Origin of the sequence: Chitinophaga sp. (genome assembly GCF_017745275.1) — a bacterium.
In the GTDB taxonomy this organism is placed as follows: domain Bacteria; phylum Bacteroidota; class Bacteroidia; order Chitinophagales; family Chitinophagaceae; genus Chitinophaga.
This window is the reverse complement of sequence record NZ_JAGHZS010000001.1, coordinates 833,580-850,897: the sequence shown is the minus strand read 5'-3', so window position 1 is coordinate 850,897 and position 17,318 is coordinate 833,580. Positions and strand designations below refer to the sequence as shown.

Sequence of the window (17,318 nt, the reverse complement as noted above, 5' to 3'; positions counted from 1 at the left end):
TAAATCCGCTGCTGACGCCTTTTTTAATAACAGGAATATCATGTAGGGTCCTCTTCTTTCAAAGGCCTTGCCGCAATATATCTTTTCCATTTCTCCAGTACGCTGGTAAAATCAGCCGGCATGGCGCTTTCAAAATACATCTGCTCGCGGGTGCGTGGATGTATGAAACCCAGCTGTTGCGCATGCAGGGCATGACGGGGCATGATATCAAAACAGTTATCAATAAACTGTTTGTACTTGGTATACACCGTTCCCTTTACAATGCGGTTACCGCCATAGGTTTCATCATTAAACAGGGAGTGACCGATATGTTGCATATGTACGCGGATCTGGTGGGTACGGCCGGTTTCCAGGCGGCATTCTACCAGGCTGACGTAGTTATAGCGTTCCAGTACGCGGTAATGGGTAATCGCTTCTTTGCCATATTCCCCGTCGGGGTAGGCATCCATGATTTTGCGCAGGCGCTGGTGGCGGCCTACGTGGGCTACTACCGTGCCTTCCTCTTCTTCAAAATCGCCCCATACCAGCGCGATATAGCGACGATGTACGGTGTGATCAAAGAACTGTTTGGCGAGATCATTCATGGCTTTGGGCGATTTGGCAATCACCAGCAAACCACTGGTATTTTTATCGATACGGTGTACCAGGCCAAACCGTGGTATCTCCGGCTCAATGGGCTGGGTTTTATCACCCAGGTACCACGCCAAACCGTTTACCAGTGTGCCATCGCGGTTACCACAACCAGGATGCACTACCAGGCCGGCAGGCTTATCGATGACCATTACGTCCTCATCTTCAAATACAATATTCAGCGGTAGCTCTTGTGGAATAATGTCCGTACTCTCCGGGTTCCGGTTGGAAAACACAACAATCCTGTCCAGTGGCTTGATCTTGTAATTGGCCTTTACAGGCTTATCATTTACAATCACCATTTCACCATCCAGTGCTTGCTGTATCTTGTTGCGGGTGGCACCTTCTATGCGGGCGGTAAGAAATTTATCAATACGGATGGGTTCCTGACCTTTGTCCACCACCATATTGATTTTCTCATATATTTCCTCACTGCCATCACCGTTATCCAGCTCATCTTCCAGTTCCAGCAATTCTTCAGCCATTAATATAATTTTTTGCAAAGGTAAAGTTTAGTTGCCAGTTTAGCAGCCATCTGCGCAAATGTTATGTATCACCGCGAATTGGCGTACCTTTGCGCAGCTGAAAAGACCAAGTATGATCATGGAAAAAGTAAAACAACAGATTGTAGTAAAAGACCTCGGCGTAATTGATTACCAGGCAGCCTGGGATTACCAGGAGCAGTTGTTGAAAGAAAATGTGCAGTTAAAGTCACAGGCCGGCGATCAAACACCTAAGCCTACCACTAACTACCTGTTGTTTTGTGAGCACCCGCCTGTATACACGCTTGGTAAAAGCGGACATATAGAAAACCTGTTGATCTCTGAAGAACAGCTAAAAGAGCAGGGTATCGGCTTTGTGCCTACTAATCGCGGTGGTGATATTACTTTTCATGGCCCCGGCCAGGTAGTGGGGTATCCCATTATAGACCTGGAGAACTTTTTCACTGATATCGGGAAATACCTGCGCTGCCTGGAAGAAGTAATTATCCGTACCCTGGCGGATTATGGAGTAACCGGTGATCGCTCCAAAGGAGAAACCGGTGTATGGCTGGATCCTGATCAACCTGGAAAGGCACGTAAGATATGCGCGATGGGCGTACGGTGCAGCCGTTGGGTAACCATGCACGGCTTTGCCCTGAATGTAAATACGCTGATGGATTATTTCAATAATATTATCGCCTGTGGTATTGCAGATAAACAGGTAGCATCTCTTAACCGGGAATTGGGCAGAGAAGTGAATATGGAGGAAGTAAAAGCCCGGCTGAGCAAACACTTTGGGGAAGTGTTTGAAGCTGAAGTGATATAAGAGCGGAAAGCATAAAGCTATTAAAGCGAATGACCAGAGCGAATATTTAAATTATTCATACGCTCTGGTCATTCGCTTTAATAGCTTTATGCTTTATGCTTTTCGCTTTCTGCTACATTTTATAATTCAACGGAATAAACAAATTCCATTTCTCTTTCAGTTTGCCGTCTTCAAATATTTCAAAGTTAAACCAGCCTGCATGCAGGAAAATGGCTTTCTCTAAAATGAGGAAAGGTGCCTTTACTTGTTCAATATCGAAGAGGAAGGTGCCATTGGATTCATAGAATTTAACGGCATATTTTTTCTGCAGAGCCTCCGGCAATTTAATATTCACATTACCATCAGCGGTGGTATAAATATAGTTAGACGGATGCCACACCACTCTTTCTGGTTCTTTGTTTTCCTGCTCTTTGCCCCTGAGGCCTTTGGCGGCATCTTTAATGTCAGCATACTGTAGCTTCTGGTCAGCGCGGATAGTGCTGTCAGACAGCGCCAGCACAGTTTTACTGTACATAAACCGGCCATTGGTAAATAAAATAAACAGGCGGTAATAGTTGCTGCCAGGTAACGGTTTATTATCCAGGTAAGCGTTTCTGGTTTGTGTAGGATAGCTGGCATAGCCAATGGTATTGAAGTTCAGCACGCTATCCAGCGACCGCTGTATACCAATTTCTTTTACCTGGGTGAAGCCGGAAATCCAGTCCAGCTGTATTTTGCCGGTTTTAATGGAGGCCGCAAACTGAGGTAGTACCGGAGGAGTATATTCCTGGGCCCGGCCTGTATATGCGGTCAATAAAAACATTCCAATAACAAAAGTTATACGCACTATTTGCTTCATACTGATTATTCCCTGAGCTCTTTAAGTTGGCAAAAATACACTACCGTTCAAATATAATGAACAGTTTTTAAAAGGATAAAACGCCGGGGGGCAGTGAAAGATTGCCTTGCAGGCCACCGGTATGTATAAGCAATACGTGACTGTTCTCCGGAAAATAGCCCTGCTGCAATAACTCACGGAAAGCCATCACCAGTTTACCAGTGTAAATAATATCCGTAGGAATGCCTGTGTCGGTATAAAAAGTATTGATAAAATCTATAAGTGCGGGAGATTGCTTCGCATAACCGCCTCCATGATGATCATGTAATAATTCCCAGGGCGTGGTATTGCCGGCGTGCAACAAGTCGCGTACTTCCTGCTCCAGGTATTGTGCACCTTTTAAAACGGAGACGCCGGTTACCCGCTGATGTGGCTGCGCACTGTTGATAAGTCCTGCCAGTGTAGTACCGGTACCTGCCGCACAAAGTATATGTGTAAAGTGAGTAGTGGGGAAGATGGATATTATTTCCTCACAGCCTTTGGCGCCCAGCGCATTGTGTCCTCCCTCCGGAACGGCTAGGTATTGTGGATAAAGGGCTTCCCAATGCGCTTTTAAAGCAGGATTTCGGTAATCTTCCCGGGTAACGAATAAGAGTTCCATGCCAAGGCTGGCGGCCGTTTGAAGCGTGTGATTCAATTTTGCGCCATTTTCTTCTCCCCTGATAATCCCTGTAGCGGCCAGCCCCGCTTCTTTACAGGCCATAGCGGTAGCGGCAATATGATTGGAATAAGCGCCGCCATAGGTCAGCAGGCCAGTGCGGCCTTGTGCTATGGCAGCATTGATATTTTCTTTTAGCTTAAACCATTTGTTACCGGATATCTCCGGATGAATCTTGTCTAAACGCAGCATGGCTGCCTGGATAGAAGCAGGCAGCCATGCGGTATGAAAGGAATCAAGTGTAATAGAATCGTAACGCATTATTCATTCGTTAAAAATCCACCCTGGCCCCTGTACAGCTTCACTGGCTTGTCTAGCTTCAGTTTCAGCACGGTAATATATTTATCCTGTCCTGTGGCCGGAACGTCGATAAATACCAGCCCGGGTACAGCACTCCAGGAAATTTTGCCCACTACCTTGTGTTGCAGCTGTTGTCCGCTGCCCAGCATGGTGATGCTTTCAATTTTATTGGTCAGCCCTTTTACCATTACCTGGCCGCTGGTTTTAGCAGGGAGGAACAGGTACAGGGTGGTAGAATCTTTGGAGAGGGTGGTAGGACCATAGAAGTGTCCCTGTGGGATACCAGCAATGGTATTGAAAACAGCTTCTCCATTGCGTTGGTTCCAGGCGCCCAGTTCCTTCAGCATGGTTACTTCTTCTTCAGGGATGGTGCCATCTGCTTTAGGGCCAATGTCCAGCAGGAGGTTACCGCCATTGCTCACAGCATCTACGAAGATGGTAATGATTTCGAACGGTGTTTTCCAGTTAGTATCCTGTGGCTGCCATCCCCAGTTGTTGTTGATGGTCATGCAAAGTTCCCACCAGTGGAACTTTGGACGGGATACCGGGAAGTTTTGTTCAGGTGTTTCGTAATCGCCATAACCTTGTAAACGTCCGTTGATAATGGTGTTGGGGTTATGGGAGGTAAGCATGGTCCGCATTTTTTTTGCTTCCCATTCGTCTGCTGAGTGTTCCCAATCGCCGTCAAACCACCACAGATCGGGGTTAAACTGGTTCATCACTTCGGCCATCTGCCCCTCATAGAATTTCTGGAAGCGCTGCCATCTTTCCGGTTGTGCCTTGATCTCGTAGCGGTTGCTATCTTTCAAAAATTGCGGATAATCTTTGTAGCTCCAGTCTATCAGGGAAAAATAGGCACCACATTTGATACTATCGCGCCGCAAAGCTGCGAAGAAAGGCGTCAATACGTCTCTTTTAGCCGGTGTACTTGTAGCAACATTCAGTTTACCTAATTTACTGTTCCATAAAGCCACGCCATCGTGGTGTTTGGTGGTCATTACCGCATAGCGGGCACCGGATGCTTTAATCAGGTCGGCCCAGGCCTGCGGATCATAATTACTGGCAGTAAAGCCTTTCAGCTGCTGCATGTAATCAGGATAGGATATTTTTTTGTTGTGGAATGACCAGGATTCATCAATTCCGTTGACAGAATAAATGCCCCAGTGGATGAATATGCCCAGTTTGGCATCAGCAAACCATTGCATTTTTTTACTAATGTCTTCCGGATTCGTTTTTTGTTGCCCGTGTGCGTTTGTAAAAAACAACGTGGCAAAGGCTCCCAGCACTAAAAGTCTCTTCATTGTTCTGTTTAATTAATCTTTAAAAAAGGTATTCTCCACAAAAAGAAAGTGTGAAAATAGTTTTAATGATTAAATTTAACGCCGATATTTTTAGTAGAGAATTGAAAACTATAAAACTAATATCAAAAAAATGCAACCGACTTTATTGATTTTGGCGGCCGGTATGGCCAGTCGTTATGGCAGTTTAAAGCAAATCCAGGAATTTGGCCCCAGCGGTGAAACTATCATTGATTACTCTATTTACGACGCTATCAGCGCCGGTTTTGGAAAAATAGTGTTCATCATCCGCGAGAATTTTGCAGCGGAGTTCAAAGAAATCTTTGAACCTAAGCTCAAAGGCCGCGTGGCTGTTGATTATGTATACCAGGATATGAATTCATTTGTAGGTGACCATGCGGTTCCGGCCGACAGGACCAAGCCATGGGGTACCGCACATGCGATCCTTTGCGCTAAAAACGCTATCAATGAGCCATTTGCGGTAATTAACGCGGATGACTTCTATGGTACCGATTCTTTCGTGAAAATGGCAGAATTCCTGAATAATGGCTGCAAACCCAATGTTTACAGCGTTGTAGGCTATGAACTGGGCAAAACCGTAAGTGAACACGGTTCTGTATCCCGTGGAGTATGTGAAGTGAATGCAGCAGGTAACCTGGCAGCTATCAATGAAAGAACAAAAATATACCCGGAAAATGGCCAGATCGTTTATGAAGAAGCCGATGGCAGCAAGCACCCATTGCCTGCTAACACGCCGGTATCTATGAACTTCTGGGGATTCCATCCGAGTGTATTTGACCTGAGTCAAACCCTTTTCAACGAATTCCTGGATAAAAACCTCAGCAATCCTAAATCAGAATTCTTTATTCCGATTGTAGCTGATGAGTTTATCCGCCGTGGTAAAGGAGAAGTAAAAGTACTGCCTACCAGCGCTAAATGGTTTGGCGTTACTTACAAAGAAGATGCACCTGGCGTGCAGGCCAGCCTTTCAGCGCTGGTTGCCAATGGAGAATATCCAGACAATTTATGGAAATAAAGCCAAACACGAAGATCCTTCAGGCTTTCGGACTTGAGCCTGAAGGATTAAATGTCCGAAAATTTGGATCAGGACACATCAACAACACTTTTTTGCTGGAAAAAAAGCAGGACGGCAGTAGATACGTTTTACAAAAAATCAATGTAAACGTGTTTAAGGAACCAGGAGTGATCGCCGCCAATCAAAGAATGGCAGCAGATTACCTGGCAGCACATCATCCCGGCTATCTGTTTATTACGCCGATCCCCACGGTTAACGGGGAAGAGCTCTTTGTAATTGACAACGAATACTGGAGAATGATCCCTTTTATTGCGGATTCCGTAACGGTAGACCAGGCCGACAACCCAAAGCAGGCATTTGAAGCAGCCAGACAATTTGGCCGCCTTGCCAGTTACCTTTCGGGAATTGACCTGAAGCCGTTTAAAGCTTCTATTCCAAACTTTCACAACCTGACCTTACGGTACAGCGCCTTCCAGGAAGCTATCCGTACAGCTAAGGAAGACAGGAAAGCTGCAGCAGAAGAGATGATTGAAGAATTCCTCCGCTATTCTGACATCGCTGTAACGTATGAACAACTGAAAACAAATCCCGAATTCAGGGACCATCTGATGCACCACGATACCAAAATCAATAACGTATTGCTGAACAAGGATACTTATGAAGGTATATGTGTTTGCGACCTGGATACCCTGATGCCCGGAAAAATCATCTCAGATCTTGGGGACATGGTACGTACCTATGTTTGCCCCGTTTCTGAAGAAGAAATAGATTTCAGCCAGATCGTTATCCGCGAAGAATACTACGAAGCCCTTATGCAGGGGTATCTCGCAGAGATTGGCGGTACTTTAACCAAAGTAGAAAAAGAACAACTGTTCTTTGCCGGGAAGTTCATGATCTACATGCAGGGAATCAGGTTCCTCACTGACTACTTAAACGGTGATGTATACTATCCCATCAAGTATCCGACACACAATTACAACCGTGCTAAAAACCAATTGGTACTTTTACAACGGTTGATGGAAAAAGAAACGGTACTGCAGGAAATCATCGACAAATGCCTGCTGGTAAGCGTAACAAGTGAACAGTAAATGAAATCATTTTTTAGAACGTGAACAGTAAATGAAATGAAATCATTTGATCCCGGTGCTTCCTGCACCGGGATTTTTTTTGCTGTATGGCAAATCTAACCTGCACGGTGGAATATCAATGTATCGCCCATACGCCATTGGACGCTGTCTGTACTCATCTCATATGACATCTTAAAGCTGGCAGCCGACAGCTTCCTGTAAACAAATTGCTGATAAACTTTCTTATTGCCCGGGTATATTTGTGCGCTCACCAATACCAGCGCATCATTGGTATAATTACCGGTAAACTGCCGGTGTCCGCCGAAGTTATCAAAGATATATGCCAGTAAAGAACCATCGTTTCCTGCACCCCATAAAGCATGTGCTTTATATACATTGGGAGGTATATCCACATGTTCATATTGCAGCCAGCAACTGTCGAGCGATAAAGTAAAAGTGGCCGTAGCTGCGATGGGCTTGCCATTGGCAAAGGTGCCTGCTCCCTTCCAGGTGCCTGTAAAAAAATGTACCAGGCTGGAAGGTAACCTGGGAGGGGTTTGCTGGGCAGCACTATGAAGGAATAGTCCCAGGGCCAGTAATACGAAAATAGGTTTCATAATGAGGGTATTAATCATTTGTCAATCAATGTAAGCTATTTTTTGGCGCCTGCTGTTTCCTGCAACCCGTGCGCACCTGCTCCCAAAGTGGCTGATCCGCGTCTTTTGTACACAAAATCAGTAGATTAAATTATAAGGATCTGTTGGTTTATTTAGAAATAACCTAACTATCGACCTCTTTTTTTAAATATTTTCAAAAACACTTAATGTGATTAATTTTTTACGAAATATTGGGGAGGTTATTGTTTTTTATTTTTTTCACAAATACTTTTGTAGAAACGCTAAAGAAAATAAGTCCTCCCATGTGGGTAAATAAAGACAATATAAAACTTAATCACATCGTACCTCAGCTCAATTGGGCTATCACGAAGGTCGTGATTATCGTCGTTGTCATTATTAGCCACCAGTATGGAGGATAGGTAAACGTGCATATAATCACAAAATATAACGCCTTCCTCCGCAAAGAGGAAGGCTTTTTTTTGGACTGTATATTCCTTGTATAATTTCAATTTTATGTATAGCTATTACAACGACAACACTTTTCTTTACATCAACGGTGAGTACACCAAAGCAAACGCAGCGACCACTGACCTGTATGGCCAGTCACTCCACTATGGGTATGCAGTATTTGAAGGCATCCGCGCCTACAAAACGGCCAGTGGCGAAGTAAAAATCTTTAAAGCAAAAGAACACTTTGATCGCCTGAAGCGTTCTTGTGAACTGATCCACATCCCGTACAAGTTTGATAACGAAGCATTGATCGCTGCCTGTTACAAAGTACTGGAGATGAACAACATGGAAGAAGCCTACATCAGACCCCTGGTTTTCTGTCCACCTAACATGACACTGAAAGCCGCATCAGAATCTCAAATCCTGATCTGCGCATGGGAATGGGGAGCTTACCTGGGAGAAAAGCTGTTGCGCGTAATGACTTCCTCTTACGAACGACCTAATCCAAAAGCTTTCAAAATAGAATCCAAATCGGCAGGTCTTTATGTAAACTCCATACTGGCCTCGCAGGAAGCAAAAGAAAAAGGATACGATGAAGCACTGCTGCTGGATATGAATGGATACGTTGCAGAAGGCCCTGGTGCTAACATCTTCTTCGAAAAAGACGGCAAAATTTATACTCCCCCTGCCGGTAACATCCTCCCAGGCATCACCCGCGCCACTGTTATCGAACTTTGCCACGAACTGAATATCCCACTGGAAGAAAAATTATTCACCATCGCTGAACTCAAAGAAGCTGACGCTGCATTCTTCTGCGGTACCGCAGCAGAAGTCATTGGCCTCGACTCCCTCGATGGTCAGTCTTTTGGCAAACCATGGGCACAATCTCTCGGCAAATTGCTGCAACAGGCCTACAAAGCCAGAGTATTGGAAAAAGCATTTCAACGCGAAGCGCAATTAGCATAAGCCGAAAGCAGAAAGCAAAAAGCTATTGAAGCGAATATATAGTCTTAAATAGCTTTTTGCTTTCTGCCCCAAGCTTCCTCTCAAATGGTCTTCAGGATAACACAATCGCTTTTTGCCTTCTGCTTTCTGCTTTCAGCTCCCTTTGAAGACTGTAAATCGAAAAACTTACAATCCTTTCCCATAAAGGGTTTGAGCGCTGAAACCGCAGATTTGAATACCGGTAAATTGAAAATTGTTGGTTTGAATATCAAGACACGACCCGGTAATTTAGTAGCGAAGTTTTAAAATAGGGTTACTATAAACAAATGGTAAACTCCGGTAATAACTACAAGCAATGGAATTAAATAAGTATAGCAAAACGATCACGCAAGATCCTACACAACCTGCAGCGCAAGCGCAGTTGTACGGAATTGGATTGACAGAGGAAGACCTGAAGAAAGCACAGGTAGGCATCGTCAGCATGGGCTACGATGGCAACACCTGCAATATGCACCTGAATGATCTGGCACAGGACGTGAAAAAAGGCGTCTGGGCAAATGATCTGGTCGGACTTATTTTCCATACCATTGGCGTCAGTGATGGTATGAGCAACGGTACCCCAGGTATGCGTTATTCCCTCGTCAGCCGTGATCTGATTGCTGATTCCATTGAAACAGTAGCCGGCGCACAATATTATGATGCGCTCATTACTGTACCAGGCTGCGATAAAAATATGCCCGGTTCCCTGATGGCCATGGGTCGCCTCAATCGCCCATCTATCATGGTATACGGTGGAACCATCGCTCCCGGAAAATACAAAGGCCAGGATCTCAATATCATCTCAGCATTTGAAGCACTCGGTCAGAAAATGGCCGGTAAACTGGATGAAGGCGACTTTAAAGGCATCGTTCAAAATTCCTGCCCCGGTGCAGGTGCCTGTGGTGGTATGTATACCGCTAATACCATGTCTTCCGCTATCGAAGCACTCGGTATGAGCCTGCCCTACAGTTCCTCTAACCCCGCGTTGAGCAAGGAGAAAAAGGAAGAATGCCTCGCTGCAGGTAAATACATCCGCCTGCTCCTCGAAAAAGATATTAAACCAAGAGACATCATGACAAAAGAGGCATTCGAAAATGCACTCACCATCATCATGGCTTTAGGTGGCAGTACCAATGCTGTACTGCATTTCATCGCCATCGCAAAATCAGTTGGCGTTCCTATCAAACTGGAAGATTTCCAGCGTATCAGCGACAAAACACCATTGATCGCCGACCTCAAACCAAGTGGTAAATACCTGATGGAAGACCTGCACAACATCGGCGGCGTTCCATTAGTGATGAAATACCTCCTGAAGAAAGGTTATATACACGGCCACTGTATGACCGTTACCGGCAAAACAATTGCTGAGAACCTGGAAGACGTGGCAGACATCGATTTCGGTACACAAGACATCATTGTACCGCTCGAAAATCCGCTGAAACAAACCGCACACATACAAATCCTCTATGGTAACCTCGCTACTGAAGGTTCCGTAGCCAAAATCACCGGTAAAGAAGGCGAACGCTTCAAAGGCCCTGCCCGCGTATTCGACGGCGAATTTGAACTGATTGCCGGCATTACTTCCGGTAAAGTGAAATCCGGTGATGTGGTAGTGATCCGCCAGGTAGGCCCTAAAGGCGCACCTGGTATGCCTGAAATGCTGAAACCTACCAGCGCCATCATGGGCGTAGGATTAGGAAAAAGCGTGGCACTGATCACCGACGGCCGCTTCTCTGGTGGTACCCATGGATTTGTAGTAGGCCATATTACCCCCGAAGCTTTTGAAGGTGGTAACATCGCTCTCGTAAAAGACAACGATATTATCGAAATAGATGCCACCAAAAATTATATCAATGTAGAGATCAGTGATGAAGAGCTGGCAGCCCGCAGGGCACAGTGGATCCAGCCTGCATTGAAAGCATCCAATGGAATCTTATTTAAGTACGCAAAACTTGTTAAAAATGCAGCAGAAGGATGTGTTACAGATGAAGCCTGAGATAGCAGATAAGCAGTTAACTGCCAAACCTGTGATTACAGGGTCTGAAGCCGTGATCCGCTCCCTCATTGAAGAAGGAGTAGACACCATCTTCGGCTATCCCGGCGGGGCGATCATGCCTATTTATGATGCCCTCTACGATTTCCAGGATCAGGTTCGTCATATACTCGTCCGTCATGAGCAGGGTGCTACACACGCTGCTCAGGGATATGCACGCAGTTCCGGTAGAGTAGGAGTAGCATTTGCTACTTCAGGTCCCGGCGCTACCAACCTGGTAACTGGTTTGGCAGATGCCTACATGGATAGTACCCCTATGGTATGCGTAACCGGCCAGGTGGCCGCTTCCTTACTGGGTACAGACGCCTTCCAGGAAACAGACGTGATTGGTATCACCATGCCTATCACTAAATGGAATATACAGGTAACCCGCGCAGAAGATATTCCTGCTGCCATGGCGAAAGCATTTTATATCGCCCGCAGCGGCCGCCCAGGTCCTGTACTGGTAGATATTACCAAAAATGCACAATTCGGTGAATTCGAATATTCCTATAAGAAATGTGAATATATCCGCAGCTACCGCCCCGTTCCTGAATTAAACCAGGAAGCGATTACGGCAGCAGCAGCACTGATCAACAGCGCGAAGAAACCTTTCATTCTCTGTGGTCACGGTGTATTATTATCCGGAGCAGAAAAAGAATTGATTGCACTGGCAGAAAAAGCACAGATCCCTGTAGGATCCACACTGCTGGGACTTTCCGCTGTACCGGTAGATCATCCGATGTATGTAGGCCTGCTGGGTATGCACGGCAACTACGGTCCTAATATGCTCACCGGCGAAGCCGATGTAGTTATTGCCGTAGGTATGCGCTTCGACGACCGCGTTACCGGTGATGTAGAAAGCTATGTGCCTAATGCCAAAGTAATCCACATCGAAATCGATGCTGCTGAAATTAATAAAATCATCAAAGCGGATGTAGCCGTACATGCTGATGCCAAACAAGCCCTGGCAGCTTTGTTGCCACAGGTAAACCAGGCAGATCACACCGCATGGCTCCAGGAATTCCGCGATGCCGATAAAAAAGAATACGATAAAGTTCAACAGGCAGAACTGTACCCGACAGAAGGTGAACTGAAAATGGCAGAAGTAATCCGCCTCATCTCAGAAAAAACCAACCGCGAAGCAGTACTGGTAACAGACGTAGGTCAGCACCAGATGGTAGCTTCCCGCTACTATCGCTTTAAGAACCCTAATACCAACATCACCTCCGGTGGTATGGGTACCATGGGCTTCTCCCTGCCAGCGGCAATGGGCGCCAAAACAGGTACGCCTGAAAAAGAAGTGGTAGCCATCATCGGCGATGGTTGCTTCCAGATGACCTTGCAGGAACTGGGCACTATTCACCAGTCACAGATCGGTGTGAAAATAGTGATCCTGAACAACAACTTCCTCGGAATGGTAAGACAATGGCAGCAACTGTTCTTCGACAAACGCTATTCCTCTACTGAAATGGTCAATCCCGACTTTGTACAGATTGCCAAAGGATTTTATATCCCCGGTCAAAAAGTAACTGCAAGGGAAAATATATCTGCCGCAATCGACGAAATGCTGGCACACAAAGGTGCTTATCTGCTGGAAGTAGTAGTGGAAAAAGAAGACAACGTATTCCCTATGGTACCTGCCGGCGCACCGGTGAGCAGCATCCGGTTAGAGTAGTTTCCCGCAGGAAGGATTCATATTGATCATTTGTAATTCACAACAGGTATATGCAAAAAGAATATACAGTAACGGTATATACGGAAGATCGTATAGGTATAACCAACCGTATCACCATTATATTTACCCGACGGGGCATCAATATCACCAGTTTAACCACTGCTGAAACAGAAATCCCCGGCGTATATAAATTCATCATCACGGTGATGTCTACACGTGAAAAGCTGGATAAAGTGGTAGGCCAGATAGAAAGACTCATCGAAATACACCGCGCCTTCGTTCACGAGGAAGAAGAAGTGGTGTACCAGGAACTGGCTTTGTACAAGATCTCTACCAAAGCTTTACATACCGGTGATATAGAAAGACTGATCCGCGAAAATAACGCACGCATTCTGACCATCACCGCTGATTATTTTGTCATTGAAAAAACCGGTCACCAGGAAGAATTAACTGCTTTCATCAAGCAACTGGAACCATATGGTTTGATCGAGTATTCAAAGAGTGGACGTGTAGCCATTGTGAAATGGAGCCGCCGTTTCCACGAACACCTGAAAGAACTGCAACAGGCCGAAAGCATTAAGCAAAAAGCCGAAAGCATTCACTAACAGGTAACGCACGAGATGCAAACAGCATAAATTATAAATCATTATTCATTCAATCAATCCTCAGCTAATAGCTAACCGCTAGTAGCTAACAGCTAAAAAAAACTACACATGGCAACCATCAATTTTGGAGGGGTACTCGAACAAGTAGTAACCAGAGAAGAATTCCCTATGGAAAAAGCAAGGGAAGTGCTGAAAAACGAAGTGATTGCAGTAATTGGCTACGGCGTTCAAGGTCCTGGTCAGGCGCTTAACCTGAAAGACAATGGCTTTAACGTTATCGTAGGTCAGCGTAAAAATTCTAAAACCTGGGATAAAGCAGTAGCTGATGGCTGGGTTCCTGGTGAAACTTTATTCGATATCGAAGAAGCCGCTCAGAAAGGTACTATCATCCAGTTCCTGTTATCTGATGCTGGTCAAATCACCCTGTGGCCTACCTTAAAGCAATACCTGACTCCTGGTAAAGCATTATACTTCTCCCATGGTTTCGGTATCACTTATAAAGAACAAACTGGTATCATTCCTCCGGCTGATGTAGACGTAATCCTGGTTGCTCCAAAAGGCTCCGGTACTTCTCTGCGTCGCCTGTTCCTGGCTGGTCAGGGTCTGAACTCCAGCTTCGCTATCTTCCAGGATGCTACCGGCCGCGCTAAAGAACGCGTAGTAGCACTGGGTATCGGCGTTGGTTCCGGTTACCTGTTTGAAACAGATTTCAAAAAAGAAGTATTCTCCGACCTCACCGGCGAACGTGGTTCACTGATGGGCTGTATCCAGGGTATCTTCGCTGCTCAGTACGAAACACTGCGCAAAAATGGTCACTCTCCTTCTGAAGCGTTCAACGAAACAGTAGAAGAACTGACTCAATCCCTCATGCCACTGGTAGCAGAAAACGGTATGGACTGGATGTATGCTAACTGCTCTACTACTGCTCAGCGTGGTGCGCTCGACTGGTGGAAGAAGTTCAAAACAGCTACTCAGCCTGTATTCGATGAACTGTATGCCAGCGTTGCTGCAGGTAAAGAAGCTGCCCGCTCTATCGCTTCCAACAGCACTCCTGACTATCGTGAAAAACTGAACGAAGAACTGAGAGAACTGCGCGAAAGCGAAATGTGGCAGGCAGGTGCGGCTGTACGTAAGCTGCGTCCTAATAACGCGTAATAGCTAATATTATAAATTACAATGGCAAAGCATTTTCGAATTATTGAAATTATTGGTGCTGGTATTTAGTACAGAAGATTACATTTCTTTCTGATACTGAGTACAGGTTCCATGATTTCGATAATGCCGAAGATGCTTTGCCATTTGTATTAATTACATTTTATGTCTGAAGTAATGAGTAGTGTCAATTCGCTGAATATCCTCGATGCCGCGGTGAAGCTGAAGCCGGTGGTCACACGCACCCCGCTTATGTATAGCGCCAATCTCTCCCGGCGCTATAACTGTGATGTATATCTGAAAAGAGAGGACATGCAGATTGTACGCTCTTATAAATTAAGAGGCGCTTATAACCTGATCAGCAGCCTCTCTGCCGAAATCTTGGCTAAAGGCGTTACCTGTGCCAGCGCCGGAAACCACGCCCAGGGCTTCGCCTATGCCTGCAAAGCCATGAACATTAAAGGCGTGGTATTCATGCCCGTGATTACACCAAAACAAAAAGTTAACCAGGTAAATATGTTCGGCGGCGATAACATCGAAATCGTTCTCGTAGGAGATACCTTCGACGACTGCTCCGCAGAAGCACAGGCTTTCACCAAAGCCAATGGCATGACTTTTATCCCTCCCTTCGATAACCCAAAAATTATAGAAGGACAAGGTACCGTAGCCGTGGAAATCCTGGAAGATCAAACCGGCATCGATTACCTCTTTGTACCTGTTGGTGGCGGCGGACTCGCAGCCGGCTTAGGCACTTACTTTAAAACCTATAGCCCTAAAACCCGCATCATTGGCGTAGAACCCGAAGGTGCCCCCTCCATGCTCCGCGCCCTGGAAAATGGCGCTCCCGTTACCCTCGACGAAATTGAACGCTTTGTAGACGGCGCCGCTGTGAAAAGAGTAGGTACCCTCAACTACGATATCTGTAAAGAGGTATTGGAAAAAATGCACCTCGTACCGGAAGGAAAAGTATGCTCTACCATCCTTCGCCTGTATAATGAAGACGCCATTGTGGTAGAACCTGCCGGCGCCCTCTCTATTGCAGCACTGGACGATTTTGCAGAAGAAATAAAAGGAAAAAAAATAGTGTGCGTAGTCAGCGGCAGCAACAACGATATTGACCGCATGCAGGAAATAAAAGAACGCTCCCTGCTTTACGAAGGATTAAAGCACTACTTTATTGTACGCTTTGCCCAACGCCCGGGTGCCCTGAAAGAATTCCTGAATCATATCCTCGGCCCTAACGACGATATCACCCGCTTTGAATACATACAAAAACATAATAAAGAAATTGGACCTGCTTTGGTAGGAATAGAACTGAAGTACAAGGAGGATTACGACAAACTCATGGCCAATTTCAAAAAATATAATTTCCAGGTAACGGAACTGAATAAGAACGATACGCTCTTTGGATACCTGGTATAGAGCGGAAAGCAGAAAGCAGAAAGCAAAAAGCTATTGTAGCGATTGACCATTGCGAATATTTATACGCTTTGATCAATCGCTACAATAGCTTTTTGCTTTTTGCTTTCTGCTTTCCGCTATTTTTTCAACGACGCAATATCAATCACGAACCTATATTTCACATCTCCCTTCAGCATTCTTTCATACGCGGTATTGATATCTTTTATATCAATCACTTCTACATCACTGGTAATATTGTGTGCTGCACAATAATCCAGCATTTCCTGTGTTTCACGGATACCGCCAATTAAAGAACCTGCAATACTCCTGCGACCCATGATCAGGTTGAAAGCAGGTACTGGAGATGGTTCCGGAGGCACACCCAAACAAATCATGACGCCATCCAGGTTCAGTAAATTCAGATAAGTAGTATAATCATGCGGGGCGGAGATGGTGTTGATAATGAAGTCAAACTTATTCCGCAGTTTTTTTACCTGCTCTTTATCTGTCATCAGCGCAAAGTGATGCGCACCCAGTCTTTTTGCATCTGCTTCTTTGGAAGGAGAGGTACTCAGCATCGTGACTTCTGCCCCCATAGAGGCAGCCAGTTTCACAGCCATATGCCCTAAACCACCCAGGCCAACTACGCCCACTTTGTGCCCTTTGCCTACTTTCCAGTGGCGCAGGGGAGAGTAGGTGGTAATACCGGCGCATAACAACGGCGCTACTCCTTCCAGCGGTAATTTATCAGAAACTTTCAGGGTGTATTTTTCATCTGTTACAATCTGCGTGGAATAGCCGCCATACGTGGGCGTTTTACGATCCATTTCATACCCGTTATAGGTACTGGCACCACCGGTAACACAGTATTGTTCTTCGCCTGCCTTGCAGGGATCACATTCCCGGCAGGAATCTACAAAACAACCAATACCTGCCAGGTCGCCTACTTTGAAGCGGGTAACATGGTCGCCTACTTTGGTAATGCGCCCTACTATTTCATGGCCGGGTACCATTGGGTAAATGGAGCCACCCCATTCATTCCGTACCTGGTGTATATCGGAATGGCATACACCGCAATATAAAATTTCAATCTGTACATCGTGCGGACCGGGTTCTCTGCGTTCAAAATTCCATGGACCCAGCGGTGAAGCAGCATCCTGCACAGCATAAGCTTTTGTTGCAATCATGGTGTAGATTTTTAGGCCCCGAAGCTACGTAATTTGTA

15 protein-coding genes are annotated in these 17,318 nt (G+C 45.7%); 9 read left to right on the top strand and 6 right to left on the bottom strand.

Annotation, left to right across the window (positions count from 1 at the left end; translation table 11 throughout):
- Positions 1-38: 38 nt before the first annotated feature.
- On the bottom strand, positions 39-1,115 hold the full coding sequence (locus tag J7623_RS03320) for an RluA family pseudouridine synthase (protein ID WP_291917122.1): 1,077 nt from the start codon (positions 1,113-1,115) through the stop codon (positions 39-41).
- A gap of 118 nt (positions 1,116-1,233) precedes the next feature.
- On the opposite strand from J7623_RS03320, the gene lipB reads away from it, so the two are divergent.
- Positions 1,234-1,938, top strand: coding sequence for a lipoyl(octanoyl) transferase LipB (gene lipB, locus J7623_RS03315; protein ID WP_291917120.1), 705 nt, complete (start codon positions 1,234-1,236; stop codon positions 1,936-1,938).
- A 112-nt stretch (positions 1,939-2,050) separates the two neighbouring features.
- Here lipB and J7623_RS03310 read toward each other — a convergent pair whose 3' ends face one another.
- From J7623_RS03310 to J7623_RS03300, 3 genes are all read right to left on the bottom strand, one after another.
- A complete protein-coding gene (locus J7623_RS03310; RefSeq protein WP_291917119.1) occupies positions 2,051-2,740 on the bottom strand; it encodes a hypothetical protein in 690 nt (229 codons plus the stop codon).
- Between the two features lie 103 nt (positions 2,741-2,843).
- Complete coding sequence (locus J7623_RS03305; RefSeq protein ID WP_291917118.1) at positions 2,844-3,734, bottom strand: pyridoxal-phosphate dependent enzyme; 891 nt, start codon at positions 3,732-3,734, stop codon at positions 2,844-2,846.
- Positions 3,734-5,074, bottom strand: a complete 1,341-nt coding sequence (locus J7623_RS03300) for an alpha-L-fucosidase (RefSeq protein WP_291917117.1) — start codon at positions 5,072-5,074, stop codon at positions 3,734-3,736. Before J7623_RS03300 ends, J7623_RS03305 begins: the two co-directional genes overlap by 1 nt.
- Before the next feature lie 130 nt (positions 5,075-5,204).
- Here J7623_RS03300 and J7623_RS03295 point away from each other — a divergent pair, with 130 nt between their 5' ends.
- Together J7623_RS03295 and J7623_RS03290 are read left to right on the top strand one after the other, a co-directional pair.
- A complete protein-coding gene (locus J7623_RS03295) occupies positions 5,205-6,107 on the top strand; it encodes a sugar phosphate nucleotidyltransferase (RefSeq protein WP_291917116.1) in 903 nt (300 codons plus the stop codon).
- Entirely contained in the window at positions 6,098-7,195 is a 1,098-nt protein-coding gene (locus J7623_RS03290; protein WP_291917115.1) for an aminoglycoside phosphotransferase family protein, read from the top strand. The genes J7623_RS03295 and J7623_RS03290 overlap by 10 nt, the downstream gene beginning before the upstream one ends.
- Before the next feature lie 95 nt (positions 7,196-7,290).
- On the opposite strand, the gene J7623_RS03285 is transcribed toward J7623_RS03290, so the two are convergent.
- Complete coding sequence (locus tag J7623_RS03285; protein ID WP_291917114.1) at positions 7,291-7,791, bottom strand: hypothetical protein; 501 nt, start codon at positions 7,789-7,791, stop codon at positions 7,291-7,293.
- Positions 7,792-8,304: 513 nt separating this feature from the next.
- Here J7623_RS03285 and J7623_RS03280 point away from each other — a divergent pair.
- The 6 genes from J7623_RS03280 (at position 8,305) to ilvA (ending at position 16,114) form a co-directional block, all read left to right on the top strand.
- Positions 8,305-9,207 carry a branched-chain amino acid transaminase gene (locus tag J7623_RS03280; RefSeq protein WP_291917113.1) on the top strand — a complete coding sequence of 301 codons (903 nt, stop codon included), beginning with the start codon at positions 8,305-8,307 and terminating at the stop codon, positions 9,205-9,207.
- Positions 9,208-9,541: 334 nt separating this feature from the next.
- On the top strand, positions 9,542-11,221 hold the full coding sequence (gene ilvD / locus J7623_RS03275; RefSeq protein WP_291917112.1) for a dihydroxy-acid dehydratase: 1,680 nt from the start codon (positions 9,542-9,544) through the stop codon (positions 11,219-11,221).
- On the top strand, positions 11,187-12,935 hold the full coding sequence (gene ilvB / locus J7623_RS03270; RefSeq protein ID WP_366838194.1) for a biosynthetic-type acetolactate synthase large subunit: 1,749 nt from the start codon (positions 11,187-11,189) through the stop codon (positions 12,933-12,935). Before ilvD ends, ilvB begins: the two co-directional genes overlap by 35 nt.
- 50 nt (positions 12,936-12,985) lie before the next feature.
- The gene (gene ilvN / locus J7623_RS03265) at positions 12,986-13,540 is read left to right on the top strand and encodes an acetolactate synthase small subunit (RefSeq protein WP_291917110.1); all 555 of its coding nucleotides are present in this window, start codon (positions 12,986-12,988) and stop codon (positions 13,538-13,540) included.
- A 108-nt stretch (positions 13,541-13,648) separates the two neighbouring features.
- On the top strand, positions 13,649-14,695 hold the full coding sequence (gene ilvC, locus J7623_RS03260) for a ketol-acid reductoisomerase (RefSeq protein ID WP_291917108.1): 1,047 nt from the start codon (positions 13,649-13,651) through the stop codon (positions 14,693-14,695).
- Positions 14,696-14,857: 162 nt separating this feature from the next.
- Positions 14,858-16,114, top strand: coding sequence for a threonine ammonia-lyase IlvA (gene ilvA / locus J7623_RS03255; RefSeq protein WP_291917106.1), 1,257 nt, complete (start codon positions 14,858-14,860; stop codon positions 16,112-16,114).
- Between the two features lie 116 nt (positions 16,115-16,230).
- Here ilvA and J7623_RS03250 read toward each other — a convergent pair whose 3' ends face one another.
- Complete coding sequence (locus J7623_RS03250; RefSeq protein WP_291917105.1) at positions 16,231-17,280, bottom strand: NAD(P)-dependent alcohol dehydrogenase; 1,050 nt, start codon at positions 17,278-17,280, stop codon at positions 16,231-16,233.
- Positions 17,281-17,318: the final 38 nt, after the last annotated feature.

What these genes read in the sequence shown, in the direction of transcription:
- ilvD (WP_291917112.1), top strand. Translation starts at nt 9,542, where the DNA reads ATGGAATTAAATAAGTATAGCAAAACGATCACGCAAGATCCTACACAA.
- J7623_RS03290 (WP_291917115.1), top strand. Translation starts at nt 6,098, where the DNA reads ATGGAAATAAAGCCAAACACGAAGATCCTTCAGGCTTTCGGACTTGAG.
- ilvB (WP_366838194.1), top strand. Translation starts at nt 11,187, where the DNA reads ATGCAGCAGAAGGATGTGTTACAGATGAAGCCTGAGATAGCAGATAAG.
- J7623_RS03300 (WP_291917117.1), bottom strand. Translation starts at nt 5,074, where the DNA reads ATGAAGAGACTTTTAGTGCTGGGAGCCTTTGCCACGTTGTTTTTTACA.
- ilvN (WP_291917110.1), top strand. Translation starts at nt 12,986, where the DNA reads ATGCAAAAAGAATATACAGTAACGGTATATACGGAAGATCGTATAGGT.
- J7623_RS03250 (WP_291917105.1), bottom strand. Translation starts at nt 17,280, where the DNA reads ATGATTGCAACAAAAGCTTATGCTGTGCAGGATGCTGCTTCACCGCTG.
- J7623_RS03295 (WP_291917116.1), top strand. Translation starts at nt 5,205, where the DNA reads ATGCAACCGACTTTATTGATTTTGGCGGCCGGTATGGCCAGTCGTTAT.
- J7623_RS03320 (WP_291917122.1), bottom strand. Translation starts at nt 1,115, where the DNA reads ATGGCTGAAGAATTGCTGGAACTGGAAGATGAGCTGGATAACGGTGAT.
- J7623_RS03285 (WP_291917114.1), bottom strand. Translation starts at nt 7,791, where the DNA reads ATGAAACCTATTTTCGTATTACTGGCCCTGGGACTATTCCTTCATAGT.
- ilvC (WP_291917108.1), top strand. Translation starts at nt 13,649, where the DNA reads ATGGCAACCATCAATTTTGGAGGGGTACTCGAACAAGTAGTAACCAGA.
- J7623_RS03280 (WP_291917113.1), top strand. Translation starts at nt 8,305, where the DNA reads ATGTATAGCTATTACAACGACAACACTTTTCTTTACATCAACGGTGAG.
- J7623_RS03305 (WP_291917118.1), bottom strand. Translation starts at nt 3,734, where the DNA reads ATGCGTTACGATTCTATTACACTTGATTCCTTTCATACCGCATGGCTG.
- ilvA (WP_291917106.1), top strand. Translation starts at nt 14,858, where the DNA reads ATGTCTGAAGTAATGAGTAGTGTCAATTCGCTGAATATCCTCGATGCC.
- J7623_RS03310 (WP_291917119.1), bottom strand. Translation starts at nt 2,740, where the DNA reads ATGTTTTTATTGACCGCATATACAGGCCGGGCCCAGGAATATACTCCT.
- lipB (WP_291917120.1), top strand. Translation starts at nt 1,234, where the DNA reads ATGGAAAAAGTAAAACAACAGATTGTAGTAAAAGACCTCGGCGTAATT.